The 18198-nt window shown below is 68.7% G+C and carries 16 protein-coding genes; 10 read left to right on the top strand and 6 right to left on the bottom strand.

Annotated elements, in window-relative coordinates; translation table 11 throughout:
- Positions 1-91 precede the first annotated feature (91 nt).
- Together NM2_RS26080 and NM2_RS26075 are read left to right on the top strand one after the other, a co-directional pair.
- Positions 92-2242 carry an acyltransferase family protein gene (locus NM2_RS26080; RefSeq protein ID WP_067673870.1) on the top strand — a complete coding sequence of 717 codons (2151 nt, stop codon included), beginning with the start codon at positions 92-94 and terminating at the stop codon, positions 2240-2242.
- Positions 2243-2348: 106 nt separating this feature from the next.
- Complete coding sequence (locus NM2_RS26075) at positions 2349-2855, top strand: dihydrofolate reductase (RefSeq protein ID WP_067673819.1); 507 nt, start codon at positions 2349-2351, stop codon at positions 2853-2855.
- A gap of 15 nt (positions 2856-2870) precedes the next feature.
- Here the strand turns inward: NM2_RS26075 and NM2_RS47840 are convergent, their stop codons facing one another.
- The 3 genes from NM2_RS47840 to NM2_RS26060 all read right to left on the bottom strand — a co-directional run bounded on the left by NM2_RS47840 (position 2871) and on the right by NM2_RS26060 (position 7323).
- Positions 2871-5129 carry a sensor histidine kinase gene (locus NM2_RS47840; RefSeq protein WP_157121312.1) on the bottom strand — a complete coding sequence of 753 codons (2259 nt, stop codon included), beginning with the start codon at positions 5127-5129 and terminating at the stop codon, positions 2871-2873.
- Positions 5130-6072: 943 nt separating this feature from the next.
- Positions 6073-6534, bottom strand: coding sequence for a cupin domain-containing protein (locus tag NM2_RS26065; protein ID WP_067673817.1), 462 nt, complete (start codon positions 6532-6534; stop codon positions 6073-6075).
- A 9-nt stretch (positions 6535-6543) separates the two neighbouring features.
- Complete coding sequence (locus NM2_RS26060) at positions 6544-7323, bottom strand: alpha/beta fold hydrolase (protein ID WP_067673815.1); 780 nt, start codon at positions 7321-7323, stop codon at positions 6544-6546.
- 121 nt (positions 7324-7444) lie between these two features.
- On the opposite strand from NM2_RS26060, the gene NM2_RS26055 reads away from it, so the two are divergent.
- The 4 genes from NM2_RS26055 to NM2_RS26040 all read left to right on the top strand — a co-directional run bounded on the left by NM2_RS26055 (position 7445) and on the right by NM2_RS26040 (position 12219).
- Complete coding sequence (locus NM2_RS26055) at positions 7445-8047, top strand: TetR/AcrR family transcriptional regulator (RefSeq protein WP_067673866.1); 603 nt, start codon at positions 7445-7447, stop codon at positions 8045-8047.
- Between the two features lie 453 nt (positions 8048-8500).
- Positions 8501-10186, top strand: coding sequence for a hydrogenase maturation protein (locus NM2_RS26050; RefSeq protein WP_067673864.1), 1686 nt, complete (start codon positions 8501-8503; stop codon positions 10184-10186).
- A gap of 77 nt (positions 10187-10263) precedes the next feature.
- Positions 10264-11121: an MHYT domain-containing protein gene (locus NM2_RS26045; RefSeq protein WP_245718227.1), complete on the top strand. Its 858-nt coding sequence runs from the start codon at positions 10264-10266 to the stop codon at positions 11119-11121.
- A gap of 123 nt (positions 11122-11244) precedes the next feature.
- Positions 11245-12219: an LLM class F420-dependent oxidoreductase gene (locus tag NM2_RS26040; RefSeq protein ID WP_067673813.1), complete on the top strand. Its 975-nt coding sequence runs from the start codon at positions 11245-11247 to the stop codon at positions 12217-12219.
- A 120-nt stretch (positions 12220-12339) separates the two neighbouring features.
- Here NM2_RS26040 and NM2_RS26035 read toward each other — a convergent pair whose 3' ends face one another.
- Entirely contained in the window at positions 12340-13080 is a 741-nt protein-coding gene (locus NM2_RS26035; RefSeq protein WP_067673811.1) for an SCO6745 family protein, read from the bottom strand.
- Positions 13081-13240: 160 nt separating this feature from the next.
- On the opposite strand from NM2_RS26035, the gene NM2_RS50685 reads away from it, so the two are divergent.
- The 3 genes from NM2_RS50685 (at position 13241) to NM2_RS26020 (ending at position 15263) form a co-directional block, all read left to right on the top strand.
- Positions 13241-14020, top strand: a complete 780-nt coding sequence (locus NM2_RS50685) for a protein kinase family protein (protein ID WP_067673808.1) — start codon at positions 13241-13243, stop codon at positions 14018-14020.
- Complete coding sequence (locus NM2_RS50680) at positions 13978-14451, top strand: hypothetical protein (protein WP_174575678.1); 474 nt, start codon at positions 13978-13980, stop codon at positions 14449-14451. Before NM2_RS50685 ends, NM2_RS50680 begins: the two co-directional genes overlap by 43 nt.
- Positions 14452-14552: 101 nt before the next feature.
- Positions 14553-15263 (top strand): metal-dependent hydrolase, encoded by a 711-nt coding sequence (locus NM2_RS26020; RefSeq protein ID WP_067673805.1) that lies wholly within the window; start codon positions 14553-14555, stop codon positions 15261-15263.
- Here NM2_RS26020 and NM2_RS26015 read toward each other — a convergent pair.
- Together NM2_RS26015 and NM2_RS26010 are read right to left on the bottom strand one after the other, a co-directional pair.
- On the bottom strand, positions 15201-16073 hold the full coding sequence (locus tag NM2_RS26015) for a helix-turn-helix transcriptional regulator (protein WP_067673803.1): 873 nt from the start codon (positions 16071-16073) through the stop codon (positions 15201-15203). The two genes, NM2_RS26020 and NM2_RS26015, sit on opposite strands and share 63 nt — an antisense overlap.
- Positions 16074-16180: 107 nt before the next feature.
- Positions 16181-16789: a cation efflux transmembrane domain-containing protein gene (locus tag NM2_RS26010; protein ID WP_218025988.1), complete on the bottom strand. Its 609-nt coding sequence runs from the start codon at positions 16787-16789 to the stop codon at positions 16181-16183.
- A gap of 598 nt (positions 16790-17387) precedes the next feature.
- On the opposite strand from NM2_RS26010, the gene NM2_RS26005 reads away from it, so the two are divergent.
- Positions 17388-18119 carry an SDR family oxidoreductase gene (locus NM2_RS26005; protein WP_067673802.1) on the top strand — a complete coding sequence of 244 codons (732 nt, stop codon included), beginning with the start codon at positions 17388-17390 and terminating at the stop codon, positions 18117-18119.
- Positions 18120-18198: the final 79 nt, after the last annotated feature.

Here is an 18198-nt window from a genome sequence, read left to right as displayed (position 1 = left end):
TGCCGGTTTCCTCGTTGACGCATTGCGTTTCGCTGCCCAGCCCGTCGCCCGATGCGAATTGTGCACCGGCACAACGGTTCCGCGCGCGGTGATGGGCAGGACGCAGCAGCCGGTGCAATCCGGCCCACAGCAGAGCGCACCCGCCGTCCGCCCCTCGGCCGCGAGCGCGTATCGCCTGGATCTGGACGGTCTGCGGGGTGTGGCCATCGTTCTGGTGGTGCTCTTCCACGTCTGGTTCGGGCGGGTGTCCGGCGGCGTGGACATCTTCCTGGTCCTGTCGGGGTTCTTCTTCACCGGTCTGCTGCTGCGGCAGATCGAATCCGGCGGTGCGGTGCGGGTGCTGTTCACCGTGCGACGCACGCTGCGCCGCCTGCTCCCCGCCCTGGTGGTGGTGCTCGCGGCCGTGGTGGTCGCGGCGGTGACGTTGCGCCCGGTCACCCAGTGGGCCGATCTGGCCGATCAGACGCTGGCCTCGGCGTTCTACTACCAGAATTGGCATCTGGCGCTCGCGTCGTCGGATTATCTGGCGGCCGATCCGTCGGTGAGCCCGTTGCAGCACCTGTGGTCGATGTCGGTGCAGGGGCAGTTCTATCTCGCGATCACACTGTTGCTCGCGGTGGTGGCCTGGTCGCTGCGCAAGCTGGGACGTCCCGGGCAGCTGCGCCCGGCGCTGCTGGTGTTGCTGGGCACGCTCACAGTCATCTCGTTCCTGTACGCGATGGTCGGCGAGAGCGCCCACCAGAGCTGGAACTACTACGATTCGTTCGCCCGGGCCTGGGAGTTGCTGGCCGGTGGGCTGCTGGCGATCGCCGCGCCGTGGCTGACCATGCCCCGCATCGCGCGCGCCGCGGTGGCGGTCGCCGGGCTGATCATCGTGGCGATCTGCGGGGAACTGGTCTTCGGTGCGGCCGTGTTCCCCGGCCCCGCGGCGCTGATCCCGGTCGGCGCGGCCGCGGCGCTGATCCTCGCGGGTAACAATCTCGAACCCGCCGCCCGGCCGCTGCTGCTGCGCTGGCTGGCCACGCGACCGGCCGTGGAACTGGGCGGTATGGCCTACTCGCTGTATCTGTGGCACTGGCCGTTCCTGATCTTCTATCTCTCCGAACGCGGCAGGCCCATGGCCGGGCCGGTGGGCGGCCTGGGCGTGATCGGGGTGTCGCTGGTGCTCGCGTACGCGACCCGGCATCTGGTGGAGGAGCCGTTGCGGATGCGTTCGGCCCGCGCGCTCGCGGCCGAGCAGAGCCAGCGCGCCGAACGCCCCCGGACGATCTCCCTCGCCCCGGTCCTGATGCGCTTGCGGCGGCCCATCGGCGCACTGGTCGCGGTGATCGGTGTCGTGGGAATCGGGGCGAGCGCGTCCTGGCACGTGGCGATGGGCACGAACGGGCCCCGGCCGCCGGCGTCGCTGGACCCGGTCCAGTATCCCGGCGCGGAGGCGCTGGCCGCGGGCGCACCGGTCCCGCACGCGCGGATGCGGCCCACGGTCCTGGAAGCGCCCGCGGACCTGCCCTATCCGACCACCGACGGCTGTATCGCGGACTGGACGACGACCGACGTGGTCACCTGCGACTACGGCGACCGCAACGCCCAGCGCACGCTCGCGGTCGTCGGCAGTTCCCATGCCGAACATTGGATTCCGGCCCTGCAGATCCTGGGTCAGCAGCACGGTTTCCGGGTGCGGGTGATGTTGAAGATGGGTTGCCCGCTGACCGTCTCGGATGCCATCTCCTACAAGGGCGAGGCGATTCCGGACTGTCGCGACTGGTCCCGCCAGGTGATCGACCGGCTCGGGCAGGAACGGCCGGACTGGGTGTTCACCACTGGCACCCGCCCCCTCGACGGGCCCGGCGACGAGACCCCGCAGGACTATCTGGACGTGTGGTCCCAACTTGCCGATCGCGGGCTGAACGTGGTGGCTATCCGCGACACGCCGTGGCTACGGCGCGACGGGGTGCGTTATCGCGCCTCGGACTGCCTGGCCGAGGGCGGTGACAGCACGAGTTGCGGCCTGCCACGCGACTACGCCCTGAATCCGGTGAACCCCGAAGCCGAACCCGCCTCGCGGTTCCCGAACATCTTTCCGCTCGATATGACCGATGCGGTCTGCGCGGCGGACGTCTGCCCGGTCTCGGCAGGCAATATCCTCATCTATCACGACGAACATCACCTGACCGCGAACTACTCGCGATCCCTGGCGCCCGCGCTGGGCCGGGCGATGCGGCCGATCCTGAAGTGGTGGTGAGCGCATAACCACCTGAAGGTCGCGCAACACCGGGGTGATCAGCCGAACAGCCGACGAGATAGTTAGCAAAGGTAAACTATTCGTAGAGCGAAGGTGGTGACCGCACGTGACCGAGCACAGCAAGCGCACGATCGGGCTGATCTGGTCCCAAACCCCCGACCGCGTCATCGGCGCGAAGGGCGGCATCCCGTGGCAGATCCCCGAGGACGTGCAGCACTTCCAGGACGTCACCGGCGGCCGCACCATCATCATGGGCCGCCGCACCTGGGACGCACTGCCCGAACAGGCGCGCGTCGCGCCCGATCGCCGCACCGTGGTCATCACCCGCAATCCCGAGTGGTTCGCACCGGGAGCCGAGAGCGCGGATTCGGTATCCGAGGCCCTGGCGCTGACCGACCCGGACGAGGTCTGGGTGCTCGGCGGAGCCGAAATATTCTCCGCGGCAATCGAATTCGCGACAGTCATCGTGGTGACCGAGGTCGACGCCAAGGCGTCCGGCGATGCCTACGCACCCGAGATCCCGCGGGAGTTCGTGCTGGCCTTCACCACCGGGATCACCCGCTCGTCCAACGGCAAGGACAGTTTCCAGTTCCGCAGTTACGCCCGCAAGTGAGGCCGCGCGATCCGCTCAGCCCGCGGTGGCCGGTTCGGTGGTCGCCGAGGGCACTCCCCCGGCGTCGATCTCCACGCGACGGTAGGTGTCGGGCTCGACGATGACGATCGTGGCCGCGCAGCCGCGTCCCGGCGGCAGCACGCGGACCGTGACGCGGCCCCCCATCACCGAATCCAGGTACGCCACAGCGGTTTCCACGATCGCCGCACGCAATTCGCCGTCCTCCGGGCCGGGTCCGGCGTCGTCGAGCAGGGTCAGTCGCACGCCCCTGGTCCGGGCCGCGCGGGCGGCGCGCACCAGGGCCGGATCGGCCAGACCCGGCGCGCGCAGCCGATCGCGCAGTTCGGCCTCGAGCAACCGGCATTCGCGCACCTGTTGCGGACTGAGCGGACGGCCCGCGGCGAGGAATTCGAGCATCGGGCGCGCGGTGCGCGACAGATAGGCCATCTGACTGCGGCGTTCCCGGCTCTGCGCCGCCGCGCGGGCCTCGGCTCCGGCATGCCGGGCGATATCGGCGCGGGCCCCGTGATACGAGCGCAGCAGCGGCCGCATGTACAGGGTGAACGCGACCGCCGCCAGGACGGTCGCGCCCGCCACGGCGGTGCCGTTCAGTGCGGCCCCCGGCGATCCGCCCGCGACGTAGTAGGCGGCCCCGGCCGCGAGCAAGGCCACGCACGTCGCCGCGACCCGGCCCCGAATCGCCAGCAGCGCAAGCACATACGAGTAGGCGACGATCACCCACACCGCGTGGTGCGCCGCGCGCGGACCGAGGTTGACGATGGACGCGGCCAGCGGACCCACCGCGACCACCGACCAGGTCGCCGCGCGCGGCAGCGGGTCGTCCCGAGGTATCAGCACCACCGCGCCCGCCGCGGCGACCAATCCGAACCCGGTGCAGGCCACGACCGGATCGCCGCCGCGCACATATCCCAGCAGCAGCATGCCCACCGCCCAGCACAGCAGCGCCATCATCACGATGCCCGGCAGACCCCGCACGCCGATCAGCGCCGGAGGCCGCGGTTCCCGCGGGTCGGTGTGAGTCCAGCGCAGCGTGACCGTGGTTCCCCGGCCGGGTGCCGAGTCGACCTGCGCGTCGCCGCCGCGCAGGCATCGCATCCGCCACAGGATGCTCTGCCGCACACCCAGCCGCTCCACGCCGATCCGATCGACCTCGAATCCGGCCCCGTCGTCGACGATCTGCACGACGACCCCGCCCTCGTCCACCGCGATTCGCACCGTCCGGGTGACCGCGCGTCCGTCGGGCGCGGCGTGTCGCAAGCTGTTGCGCACCGCCTCGCCCAGCGCACCGGCCAGCGAGGTCGTCACCTCGTTCGGTATGCGCAGGTCGCGGGCCCGGTTCGCGAGGTCGACCGTGACGGGCAGGCCGTGCTCGGCGGCCTCCGCGCGCAGCGCCTCGATCGCCTCGCGCACCTCGCCGGTGTCCTCGACGCGATATTCGTGCGGGCTGGTGTCGAGCTGGCGCAGGGTGCGCCGGGCCGAGCGCCGCAGCCGTTCGGCGGTGCCGCCGCGGGCGGCGTCGAGCAGGGTGGCCAGGACGTTGTCGTGGATCAGTCCGGCGAATCGGGTGCGTTCACGGTCGGTGGCCTCCGCGCCCGCGGCCACGGTCGCCTGCCGCACGACGATCGCGGTCACGGTGTCCAGTTCGATCGCCGCGGCCAGCAGCCGCGCCGCGGTCCAGGTCAGGAAGCCCTGCACACCCCAGGTCCGCACGAGATCTTCGGCGATGACGTGAATTCCGGTGCCGCCGGAGACGTATGCGTCGATCACGGCGGCGATCACGCCCGAGACCAGCAGATACACCGGCCAGCACCGGGGCCATGCCAGCACGCCGGCCACCGCTGTGGCCGCCACCAACGGCGGGATCCAGGTACCGGACGGGCCGAAACAGTTGTAGTGCCCGGCGATCGGCAAGGTCATCAGCGCGGCCAGCATAACCGTCGCCAGCCAGGCCGCAAACCTGCCGACGGCCGGGCCGCCCACCGTCAGCGACGCCACGACCAGCCCTGTCCCGGTGATCAGCAGCCCCGCCACCACTGTCGGCGTCCACCACGCCTGCACCATCCGATCCTGCTGAATGATCACATGCATATGGCTCACCAGCCACAGCACCGCCCCCACCCCCGCCGCGAACCCGAGCGCCCGCCGAGCACGCGCCTCGGCCCGTCCCGGACGTCCCGTCTCCCCCCGAACCCGAAATATCCGAGCAGCGTCCCACTGCCTCGGATTCCAGCCCACGCCTCCATCATCGCCCATGCCCCCCATCCCCGCACCGCTCATCCACACCCCCTGCTCGGTCCGGTAAGGGCGACGAGGACTCCCCGGCCCGGACACCGCTATCGGCCCGGTACGACAGGACCGGCGATCCCGCCCGGCGAGTTTCGGCCACTCACATCACATCCCGGCTCACGCCCTCAGCCATGGCGACGACTATCGGACGGCCCGCGCCCGTGATTCCGCCTGGTACACAGCGCAATTCGAGCGGATCGGCCGGAACCCGCACGACAGCGAGATGTTTCGCGACGACGACGCCTCCGCAGCCTTATCTCACCCCGACCGGCAGCTCCGGTCCACAGATCGCCCCGGCCTTCCCGCCGATGCCGAACCGGTTTCCGTTCGGCCGCAGATGAATTGCGTCGAGCCATTGTGTCTCGCAAGCACGGGCGCAAGACCTGCCGCAGGGGTTTGCGGATAACACCGCAGTAGCGGCCATTTGCGGGGAAGGACACCGGCATTGGCGCGAGGCAAGCCCAAGCGTCGGCTCGGACAACCGCTCCGGCGACTCGGCCTCGGTGAGCTCGATCGGCATCAGTCGCGGCCGGTCGGCACGATCTACCGGTACGCCGCCGACGCGGGCTCGCGGCCGACCGGCCGGAATCGTCGCCACCGCGGCACGTCCCGCCACTGGGGGCGATGCTCGCGGCAGCGCCGCCCAGCCGAAGTGCCCTGCGCTGGTCGCGCCTTCGCGGCACGAGGACTCATCTCCCGCAGAACGTGAATCCGTAGCGCGCGCCCGCAATCCCGGTGTCCGATCGGAATCAGTTGATACGCAACGGCTTACGCGCCTGAGCGCGGGTGTCTCGAAATCACGAAGCGGTGGGGTCGAAATGTCCTGCGGTACACCGGGGTCGCCGGGGCGGGCCGCCGATCGTCCGGTGTCACGGCCGGATACGTTGCGGCGGTAGCAGCGAATCCGGACTCAGTGCCGGTGGTCCTCGGCCGGTGTGGTCGCGTAACGTGCCATCACCTCGACGACGTTCTCCTGGGTCATGGGCTCGCCCGCTTCGATCATGGCGCGCAGGTCGCGGAAGTACTGCACGTACAGGTCGGGGGTGAAGGTGTTCAGCATGACAGCGGGTTCGTCGAAGGGGTTGGCGAAGGTGTGCGGCGCGCCGGGCGGGACCATGACCAGGGTGCGCGCGGGGACGTCGTGGTCGGTGGCGCCCACGGTGAAACGCACTGTGCCCGAGACGACGTAGAACCCCTCGTCGTGGCGGGCGTGCCGATGCTGCGGCGGCCCCTGGGTGTGCGGGGCGACCTCGATCTCGGCGACGCCGAGCCGGTGGTCGGTCGCACTGCCGTCCTCGAGGATACGCAGCACGACCGGGCCGGTCAGTGCGATCTCGGCGTTGTCCTGTCCGGTGATCAGTACCTCTGTCACGACTCGTACCTACTTTCCGGCGGCGAAGGCCGCGAGGGCCGTCACCAGCTGATCGGGCGTTTCCAGCTGCGGCAGATGCCCGGTCTCGGGTAGCAGCTCGTATCGCGCGCCGGGAATGGCGGCGGCGTAGGCCCGCCCGATCTCCGGCGGGGCGATCCGGTCGCTCTGGCCGCTAAGCACCAGCACCGGGATCTTCACCCCGGACAGCCGCTCGGTCAGCGCCGGGTCGGCCATCCGCTCACCGCCGTAGACCTGCAGCGCGACACGGTTCCCGGCCATCGCCTCGAGCTGCTGCGGGCTGAAGGTGGACGGATCCATCCGGAAGGCGTCGGGCCGGTGGTAGCTGTAGTCGGCGATCTCGTCGAGTCGCAGACCGAAGAAGTCCATGGGCGTCACCCCGGGCACCTCGAGGCCGACCGCGCAGACCAGAACCGCCGCGGCGATCCGGTCGCTGCCCTGCGATGCCATCTCCGCGGCGATCCAGCCGCCGATCGAATTGCCGATCACGGTCACCTCGTCGAGCCCGAGTTCGTCGAGCAGCGCGATGTACACCGTGGCCAGGTCGGCGATCGTGGATACCGCCTCGGGCCGGGGCGTACCACCGAAGCCGGGGTGCACCGGTGTCAGCACCCGCACCGACCGCACTCGGGCGTAGCGCTCGGCGAACTCCTGCACCGACTGCGGTCCCGCCCCGCCGTGCAGCAGCAGATGAACCGGGCCCGAACCGGTTTCGGTCACTGTGACGGGCACCGGACCGATGCCGGGAACCCGAATGTCATACGCGGCCATGATGACTCCTCGTTCGTGAGAGTGGACTCTCATCAAAGTAGACGCACCCATCGCGTTATGCAAGTCCACTCTCACGAAGAGAGTATGCTCTCGATATCAACCGACTACGGAGGTGAGCGAGGTGGCCCGACAGGCCGAATCCACATCGACCGCGACACGCGGCGGACGCGCGAATCAGAAGGAGCGCACCCGACGCGCGATCCTGGACTCGGCGCGCACCCTCATCGACGCGGGCGGCGAGGTGACCATGCCCGAAGTCGCCCGGACCGCACGGGTTTCCGAGGCCACCGCCTACCGCTACTTCCCCGATCTGGCCACCCTGCTGCGCGAGGCGATGCACGAATCATGGCCGGGCGCAACGCAGATCATGGCCCCGGTCGAGCACGTCACCGATCCGGCCGAGCGGGTCGCCCACGCGACGGAATATCTGCTGCGGCACGTGCTCACCCACGCACCGGCGGTGCGCGCGACGATGGCCGCGGCCATCGTCCGCCCGACCGAAATCCTGCGTCCCGCCTACCGTCTCGGGCTCATCGAGGCCGCCCTGGAACCCCTGGCGGATCTCACTCCTGAGACGTTGACGCAAATGCGCCAGGACCTCGCCGTGGTGATGAGCGCCGAGTCATTCTTCACACTCACCGATCTGTGCGGAATGTCTTCCGAAGCTGCGATCGCGAGCGTAGTATCTACTGCCCGCAGCGTCATATTGGCTCGATTACGTTGACGCTCAACGGATTCGGGGACCAAAGTCCCTGTTCACGACGGTTCGCGATCGCGTAGCGTCTCTGTCTGCCGGACCGCTCGCCCGCGAACGTCCACACCTCTGGACACCGGATGCGGCCCCCGGCGCACCACCACTGAAATGCGCTTGCTGGCAGGATGCCAGTCTCTCGACCGCTCCTCCAGACCACTCGCCTCGGCGGCGCTCCACTATGCGATTCGAACCACCCCGCTCAGCCCACACCGATAGCCTCATGATAGCCACGGTCCGGAATGTGACCCGACGCGCGCTCGGATGGCTTGTCGGCCAACACAACTCAACCCGGGGGCCTACAGTCGTATCGGATGCCGCATGGCATTCGCAAAGATGCATCCGGGCCCTCACTTGGCTAGTTTCGGACTGAACCACCACCCGCTCGTGGTGCGGTTCCCGAAACATCCCCGATGGAGGAGCACCGTGCGCATCCTGCTGGTCGCCAGCGCATTCAACAGTCTTACCCAGCGCGTTCACACCGAGTTGCGGGACAGGCATCACATCGGGGTCGAACTGGCCCTCGGCGACGATCTGCTGCGAGCGCGCGTGGACTCCTTTCGCCCCGACCTGATCCTGGCCCCGATGCTCACCACCGCGATCCCGAAGGACGTGTGGACCCGGTACCCGGTGCTGATCGTGCACCCCGGCCCGATGGGCGACCGCGGCCCGTCCTCGCTGGACTGGGCGATCTCCGAGGGCGCCGACGAATGGGGCGTCACCGTCCTGCAGGCAGTCGAAGAAATGGACGCTGGCCCGATCTGGGCGAGCGTCCCGTTCCCCGTCGCGGACTGCGGCAAGAGCGAGCTGTACCGCAACGAGGCCGCCGACGCCGCCGTGCGCGCGGTACTGCTGGCCGTGGAACGTTTCGCCGGGGACTACGAGCCCGAACCGCTGGACTACACGCGTCCCGACGTGCGCGGACAGTTGCGCCCCTACCACTCCCAGCAGTTCCGCCGGATCGACTGGTCCACCGAGAGCACCGCGGCGATCCTGCGCAAACTACGCGCCGCCGACTCCCAGCCCGGAGTGGTCGACGTGCTGTTCGGCCGCGAGTACTTCATCCACGGCGGCCACAACGAGGACCGGCTGCGCGGCGTGCCCGGCGCGATCGTCGCCACCCGCGACGGGGCGATCTGCCGCGCGACCGTCGACGGCGCGATCTGGCTTCCGCAGCTGCGCCCGCGCCGCGTCCCCGGCGGCCCGGCCACCTTCAAACGCCCCGCCGCCGACGTGCTGGCCGCCGAACTCACCGACGTCCCCGAGGCTCCGATCACCCCGGCCGAGGCCGCCGAACGCGACACCTGGTCCGAACTGCGTTACCGCGAGGACGCCGGCGTCGGCTACCTCGAATTCGCCTTCGCCGGCGGCGCGATGGACACCCGGCAGTGCCGCCGCCTGCTCGACGCCTACCGCCAGGCCAGCCGCCGCCCGGTGGACGTGCTGGTGCTCGGCCCGGCCCGGGACTTCTTCTCCAACGGCATTCACCTCAACGTCATCGAGGCCGCCGCCGATCCGGCGCAGGAATCCTGGCGCAACATCACCGCCATGGACGATCTGGTCGAGGCCATCCTGACCACGACCGACAAACTCGTCATCTCCGCGCTCACCGGCAACGCCGCCGCGGGCGGGGTGATGCTCGCCCTGGCCGCCGACGAGATCTGGTGCCGCGAATCGGTCGTGCTCAACCCGCACTACCGGTTGATGGGGCTATACGGCTCGGAGTACTGGACCTACTCGCTGCCGCGGCGCGTCGGCGCGGCCGAGGCCGCCCGGCTCACCGGCACTCCCCTGCCGGTCGGCGCGCGCGAGGCGGTGTCCCTGGGCCTGGCCGACTACGCGATCCCGGGCAGCGCGGGCGAGTTCTGGACCTGGGCGCGGCAGGAGGCCGCCGCCCTGGCCGCGGCACCTGAGCTGGCCGAGCGTCTGCTGGCCAAGAAGCAGCGCCGCGCGGCCGATGAAGCCGCCAAACCCCTTGCCGCGTACCGGGAAGAGGAGCTGACCCAGATGCACCGAAACTTCTTCGCGCCCGACGAGAGCTATCACGAGTCTCGGCAGAACTTCGTCTACAACGTCCGCCCGATGGTCACACCGGCGTATCTCCTCGGGTAAACATCGAGCTTCCCATACTCGACAAGTTGAACTAGGGTCCCTGCGATCTCTCGTTCAAGGAAATTTGGAAGTGCCACGTGCTAGAACTCGACTACTTCAGCTACGGCTGGGTGACCCCGGTCTTGGCGTACATCATGTCCGTCATCGGCTCGGTGCTCGGACTGCGGTGCGCCTTCCACGCGCGGGAATCGAAACGTCCCGGCGGCTGGCTGGTGGCCGCGGCGATCTCACTCGGCGGCGCCGGGATCTGGGTCATGCATTTCACCGCCATGCTGGGCTTTTCCATTCACGGCGCGAACATCCGATACAACTTGCCACTGACGCTGCTCAGCGCGGTCGTCGCCATCGTGGTGGTGTGGGTCGGACTGTCGCTGGTGGTGCGCTGGCGGCGTGAGGTGCTCGCGCTGCCGATCGGCGGGGCCGTCACCGGACTGGGCGTGGCGGGTATGCACTACATGGGCATGTTCGCGATGCAGTCGGACGTCGCGATGCACTACAGCCTCTCGGTCGTGGCGCTGTCGGTGGTCATCGCCGTCGTCGCGGCGACCGCGGCGCTGTGGTTCATGCTGCACGTCCAGGGCCTGGCGGCCACGTTCGGCGCGGCGATGATCATGGGTCTGGCGGTGTGCGGCATGCACTACACCGGCATGGCCTCGATGTCCGCGGACAAGCCCACCGCTCACGACATGGCGATGGGCGGCAGCGGCGTGGACCCGGTGCAGCTGCTCACCCCGTTGATCATGACCGTCACCCTGGTGACCATGATGCTGATCGTGCTGGTCGGCGTCGCCGAGCTGGACGAGCGCGGCACCGCCGAGGCGGAGGCCGCACTCGCCACCCCCTCGCCAGCGAAACCCCGTGTGCTGAGCACCGATCCGGCCGCCCTGCCCAGCAGCGGGCGCTCCTGGCCGCGGGCCGCACCGAGCGACGACTGATCGGACCTGCGGGCGAGAAGTTGCCGACCGGGCACCGACCCACGACAGTGGACTGCGGTGCCGCGGCGCGACCCGCCGCGGCCGGGGTCCATCCCGGACCCCACGGACGCGAAGGAGTAGACCGTGCGCTTCGGCATCTTCATCCCCCAGGGCTGGCGGCTCGATCTGGTCGGTATCGAACCCGCGGCACAGTGGACGGTGATGCGTGATCTGGCCCGCCGGGCCGACGCCAACGACGACTGGGAGTCGCTGTGGGTGTTCGACCACTTCCATACCGTGCCGGTGCCGACCACCGAGGCGACCCACGAGGCGTGGACGCTGATGTCCGCGTTCGCGGCGAGCACCGAGCGCATCCGGCTCGGTCAGATGTGTACCGCGATGAGCTACCGCAATCCGGCCTATCTGGCCAAGGTCGCGGCCACCGTGGACATCATCTCCGGTGGCCGGGTCGAGATGGGTATCGGCGCGGGCTGGTACGAACAGGAATGGCGCGCATACGGATACGGCTTCCCCACCGCCGGTGAGCGCCTGGCCCGCCTGGACGAGGGCGTGCAGATCTTCCGGCAGGCGTGGAGCAAAGGCGAGGCCACCCTCGACGGCAAGCACTATCAGGTCGACGGTGCGATCGTGCAGCCGCTTCCGTTGCAGGAGGGCGGGATTCCGCTCTGGATCGCCGGCGGCGGCGAGAAGGTGACGTTGAAGATCGCCGCGAAGTACGCGCAGTACACCAACTTCAGCGGCGAGGATTTCGCCCGCAAATCCGAACTGCTGCGCGGCCATTGCGCCGATGTGGGCACCGATTTCGACGCGATCGTGCGCAGCGCCAACACCACCGTGGTGACCGGCGCGACCGAGGCCGAGATCGAGGACCGCCTCACCGCACTGCGCGCGCGCCTGGTGCCGGTCATCGGTCAGCAGGCGGCCGACGCCTGGATCGACAAGGCCATCACGCACGGCACACCCGATCAGATCACCGAGCAGCTCAGTGCCCTGCGCGATCTGGGCCTGGGCTACGCGATCCTCAATTTCCCCGAGGCCGCGTACGACACTTCCGGCATCGAGCTGTTCGAACGCGAGGTCATCCCGGCGCTGCGCTGATCGGACCGGATTCACCTGTGCCGGAGGGTGATCGCTCGTCGCGAGCGATCGTCCTCCGGCACTATCCCACAGATCGGCGGTACCGCGGCCGTCACGGAAGCATCCCGCCCACAACCCGATTCAGCGGCTGTAAACCAAACCCTGTGCGGTCGTGAGCAATTCGGCCAGTTCCGCGCCCTGCTTCTCGTCCAGAACCGCGAAGGCCGGGCCGATCAGCTCGTCGGTCGTCGCCTCGGCCGCATCCCACCGCTGCCGCAGTTCGGGGGTGATCTCCTGGTACGGCTCGGGCCACCCGAACGCGCGCGCCTGGTCCGCGCCGCTGTTGCGCGGCGATCCGCCGATCAGCACCGCCTGCTGCGGAGTCAGCCCAGCGGCCCGCACGGCCAGCAGATGCAGCCCGCCGCGCAATTCGCGCATCACGTGGATAAGCTGCATCGCCCGCGCGGGATCGTCCGCGGCCCACGGCAGCGCCCGCCAGCCCGCGAACAGCGCCGCACCGGCCGGATCGGCGGCCGCGACCACCGGGGCCAGCAACTCGGCCAGCCGTCCGGCGCCGTCGAATCCGCCCAGTTTGCGCCGCCCGAAATCCTGGCACACCCCCAGATAGGCGATCGCCGCCTTCTCCGCGGGCATATCCAGCGAGTCCCACGCCGAGCGGACGGTCTCGGCAGGGAAGAAGCCGAACGCGGAGGTCACCACGTCCGCGTCGACGTCGCCGAGCACACCGCCGCGCCCGCGCGTGTAGGGCCCGAGGAACGTCGTCACCCCCGTCGAAGCGCCGAACGCCTTGGCCTCGCGGGAGAACATGAATCCCGCTCCGATCGTTTGGATCTGCAGTTTCACCGCGGCGGCTGTGGACACAGTTCGTCCCCTTCTCTCGTCGAACGTCTTGTCCCGGAGCGTATCTCACTATTGTTCAGTAAGGCCAGACCAGTGGCCGGAAATCCCTACTCCCCGGTAACGGTCTCACCCGACCACCGATAAGCGACGCGAGGGATCGAATATCCTCGGGGCCGGGCCCGTGATCTACGAGGAGATCACCGCGCGCAGCCACATGTCCCCCGAACAGCTCGCCGCGATCCATCCCGGCCTGACCGCCTCGGACGCGGACCTGGACACCCGCAGCGACCTGTATGCCCTCGGCGTCGTGCTGTGGGAATTGCTCACCGGCACAATCCCTTTCGACGACGAACTCGGTTGCGGGGAGTCCGGGCAATCCCTGCAGGCGATGATCGACCGCCGCAATGTCGGGATCGATCCGAAGTACCAGGATCAGCTGCCGCCGGACACTCCCGCGATGCTGCGGCACACACTGCTGACCTGCCTGGCGCCCGACCCCGCCGACCGCTACGCCACCGGCGCGGAGCTGGCCGATCAACTCGAACTCAGCCAGGACCGTACGGCCCGCGACCTGGTCGACCCGCCGACGAACAGCCTGCGTGCCCGGCTGCGCATGCGGCCGATGCCGGTGGTCACCCTGTCCAGCATCTTCGGGCAGTTGCTGGCCGGGCTGTACATGGGGGCGCACAACATTCGCCTGGTCGAAGGACAACTCGGTCCCGCAGCCGCCGGCACCATGACCCGGCTGGGACTGATGTCGCCGTCATCGCCTATCCGCTGGGCATCGCGGGACTGCTGTATTGGCGTCGCCAGGTGTTCCTGGTGCCCGATGGGTTACGCCACGGCCGCCGGTTCGACGAGGCCACCCTCGCCAAGGCCCGCGCGGACACCCTCTCCTGTGGCGACCGGATCGCGGTGGTGGCCGTCATCGGGTGGCTCGCGGCCGGTGCGGTATTCCTGATCAGACTGCACGGCCTCGGATCGCTGCCGCCCGGACTGCTCACCGACCTGATCGCCTCGCACGCCGTCGCGGCCGCGGTTGCGGTGGTGTACACGTACTTTCCGGTCACCTTCTTCGTATTGCGCTGGTACTACCCGGGACTCGTGGCCGCCGGGCACATCTGCCCCGCGGAGACCGAGCGACTGCACCGGCTGGTGCGACGCAGCCGCATCTATCTCGGTATCGCGGCCTCGGTGCCGCTGATCGGCGTGCCCGCCGGACTGGTCTTCCTCGATCCCGATCAGCAGCAATCCGTCATCGGGCCGATCGTAGGACTGCGCGTCGGTGGGCTTTTCGCATTCGCCATCGCGCTGCGCACGTTCTACGCCCTGGACGCGAACCTCAACGCGTTACACCGGATCGTGGACCCGCATCCGCATCAGCGCGCCTGACCTGCCCTGGGCCGGTGCCGATTCGGGGGCACACGGCCTCGAAACCGCGCTCGCCCATGGTCGTTCGCAGCCGAAGATCAAGATCGGCTACTCTCGAGGCGGTGCTAGGACATTCACATGCGACCAGCGGCGCTCTCGCGTGGGCCGGAGCCGCTGCCGCGCTGCCGCTTTCGATTCTGACCTTCCCGGCGGTCACCGCCGGACATATCGGCACCGTCGATCTGGTGATGGGCACCTTCCTCACCGCGGGCGCGGCACTGCTGCCCGACGCCGATCATCCCAGCGGCACCATTTCCCATGTGCTCGGACCGGTCTCGCATGTGGCCTGCAAAGTGATCTCCGAAGTATCCGGCGGGCACCGCCACGCCACCCACTCGTTCGCCTTCGTCATCGCCGTCACCGCCGGAACCTGGGCCGGTGAGCACTGGCTGCACCGCTGGTTCACCCTCTCCCTGGTGTTCTTCCTGCTCGCCCTCGCGGTCCGCGCGCTGAATCTGTGCCCGCCCGGCGAGGGATTCCGCTCCTACGGCACGATCGTCATCCTGGCCGCGGCCGGCACCTTCGCCATGGACCAGTGGATCTCGGACAAACCGACCTGGCTCCCGTTCGCCGTCGGCCTGGGCTCCCTGGCCCACCTCGCCGGAGACTGCCTCACCGACCGGGGCTGCCGCCTGTTCTGGCCCTTCAAGCTCCGCACCACCATCCCGATCATCGAACGCACCGGCAACAAGGTCGAAACCTGGATCCTGTCACCACTTTTCGTCCTCGGCACCTGCGCGCTGCTGTGGTACACCATCGTCCATCATCCCTAGCAGCGTCATCGCATCGTGGTCCGGGCTGCCCGGCGCGGCCTGGAACACCACGAAACGCTGCCCGTCGGGGGCGGTGACGATCTCCGAGGTCAACGCGAACCGCCCCACCTCACGATGCCGGAACACCCGCGTCGCACCGCGCTTGGTACGCACATCGTAGTGTGCCCACAGGTCCGCGAATTCCGCACTCTCGGAACATAATCCGTCCACAACCGCATGGATCGCCGCCGAATCCGGTTCACGCCCCTGCACCGTGCGCAGATGCGCCACACAATCGCGCGTCATCGCGTCCCAGTCCTCGAACACCCGCCGCGCCGCGGGATGGGTGAACACGTACCGCACCAGATTCCGTTCCGCCACAGCGAAATCCGACAACCCCTCGAGCAACCGCAACGCCTCCGGATTCGTCGCGAGCACATTGCTCGGCTGATCCAGAATCAACCCCGGCGTCGGCCGCACCGACTCGAGCAACAGCAGCAACCCCGCCCGCGGCACCTGCCGCACCACTTCGGGAGCCACCCGCCGCACCGCCACCGCCCGAGCCAGGTCGTACAGATGCATCCGCTCGTCCCCGTCGAGCCGCAACGCCCCGGCAAGCGCATCCAGCACCGCCAGACTCGGATTCGTATCCCGCCCCTGCTCCAGCCGCGTGTAGTAATCCACACTCAAACCCGCGAGCGTCGCAACCTCCTCCCGCCGCAACCCCGGAGTCTGCCGCCGCCCCACCCCCACCGACAACCCCACCTGCTCAGGCCCCAACCGCCCCCGCCGTGCCCGCAGAAAATCCCCCAACACCCGCCGTCCACTCACCCCACCAGTCTGCCCGTTCCGCGAGTCCTCGGGGTGGCCCCACCGGGACCAGTCCGCGGGATCTCCAGCACTCCCCGCATCCGCCGCATCATCAGCCCGGCTCTCACTCATCTCTCGACAGGCTCCCCGAGGAAAACCCCTTTCACCTCTCGCGCCGCATAGAACACCAGAACGTAACCCGCGACCGGATCGGCCCACCACCAACCCGCCACAGCGTTGAGTGCCAATCCGATCAGCACCGCGACGGCAAGCAGTCCGTCGATCAGGGTGACTTTCCCCTCTGTCGCCAACACCGGATTACCCAGAGCGGCACCGGTTCTCGCCTTTCCCGTCGCCAATCCGAACATCACCACCGCCGTGACCGCGGTCCAAGCGATACCCAGCGGCGAATGCTCGGGATGAAATCCGGTGGCCAAGACCACGGTCGACTGGACCAGCAAATATACGGCGAGCGCGGCGAACCCCACTCCGATCGAACGCAGCGCGAACCGTTGACGCGACTCCCCGGTGCCGGACAGCTCCCAGATCACCACGGCCGAAGCACCGATCTCGATCAGCGAATCCAACCCGAACCCCGCCAACGCAACCGACCTCGCCGCAGCCGCAGCAATAGCTATCACCACTATGCCGACGACATTCCATGCGAGCGTTGCGTATTCGAGCAGGAACCCCCGCCGCAGCAGATTCGCACGAGCAGCTTCATCGATTTCCGTCACCACGGCAGTCTCACACAGCCACACAAGCCCAGCCCGTTCGCGCAACAACCCCCGAATCGCCGACCGGCACCCTCCGACGAGTCCGGTACCCAACACATCGAAACACTCTGAACGGCAGCGGAAAGCCGGACCCGATCCACACCACGTCGAGGCCGCCGCCACACGCCGGGCGCGCTGCCGTCCATCCCGCTGATCCGACTTCGTATCGGTTGCGGCGATGACGCGATTGCTCTCCGACACCGTCCCGAGTGCCGTGGACAGATCCGCGGCGGGGCCGAGCCGCCTCATTCGGAGTTTCCTGCGAACGGTTTTCCCGACGCCAAGTTTCATATGGTTAGAACATCATTGCGCCACAATGGTTTCCACGTATAAGTGCACACTCGGCGGCCGTTGTCCGCCCGTTCTATCGTCAGGGTCAATGTGGCCGCCGGACGAGGTCCCGAGGTGATCCCACCAGGACCGGTTCGCGCGAGCGATAGCCACTGCGGCGGGGCGACCAGAGGCGGTACTCGCAGGATCGGGGTGGAGGGGTGGCCCTGTCGGGACCAGGCCCCGCACGGTCTCCCCCGACGACGCCATGGGATGCAAAGTCGTTGTCATGGACGATATTTCGCACACGCTCGTGGTCGGTGGCAGCTCCGGTATGGGGCTGGCGTTGGCTCGCAGGCTGCTTGCCGAGGGGCAGGCAGTCACCATCGCCGGGCGGTCCCGGGATCGACTGGACGCAGTGTCCGCCGAATTGGCCTGCGACCGTTTGCGTACCGCCCAGGCGGATATCACTCGCGAGGACTCGGTGCGAGATCTTTTCGGCCCGTGGTTGATCGAGCACACCGGGCGGCTGGATCACGTCGTCGTCACTGCCGCCGATATGTCCGCCGGGTACGGGCCGCTGACACAGTTGCCGCTCGCCGATGCCCGGGCCGTTGTCGACGCCAAGGTGCTCGGCCCATGGCTCGTCGCCAAGTATGCCGTGCCCCTGCTCTCCGAAACCCTCACTGTCACTTCGGGAATCGCCGCCTACCGACCGGCTGTCGGCGGCACCGTCGTGGCCACCGCGAACGCCGCACTCGAAGGACTCGTCCGCGCGCTCGCCCTCGAACTGGCGCCGATCCGCGTCAACGCCGTATCCCCGGGCTGGGTGGACACACCCATCTGGAACGGCTTCGCCGCCGACACCAAGGACGAACGGCTCGCGGCCATGGCCGCACGACTGCCCGGGGGCCGCATCGGCCACCCCGACGACATCGCCGACGCCTTCCTCGCCGTCCTGCACAACCGATTCATGACCGGAACCGTCCTACACGTCGATGGCGGCCATCGACTGGTCTGACGAGTGCTCACCCGGCCTCAACTCGAGGCCCGCACGTCTGCGGCCGCATCCACCCGAGCCGGTTCGGCCGCCCGATCAC

Origin of the sequence: Nocardia miyunensis NBRC 108239 (assembly GCF_001613065.1) — a bacterium.
Taxonomy (GTDB): Bacteria; Actinomycetota; Actinomycetes; order Mycobacteriales; family Mycobacteriaceae; genus Nocardia; species Nocardia miyunensis.
The sequence above is the reverse complement of the archived record's forward strand: the minus strand, read 5'-3'. Positions and strand labels throughout refer to the sequence as shown.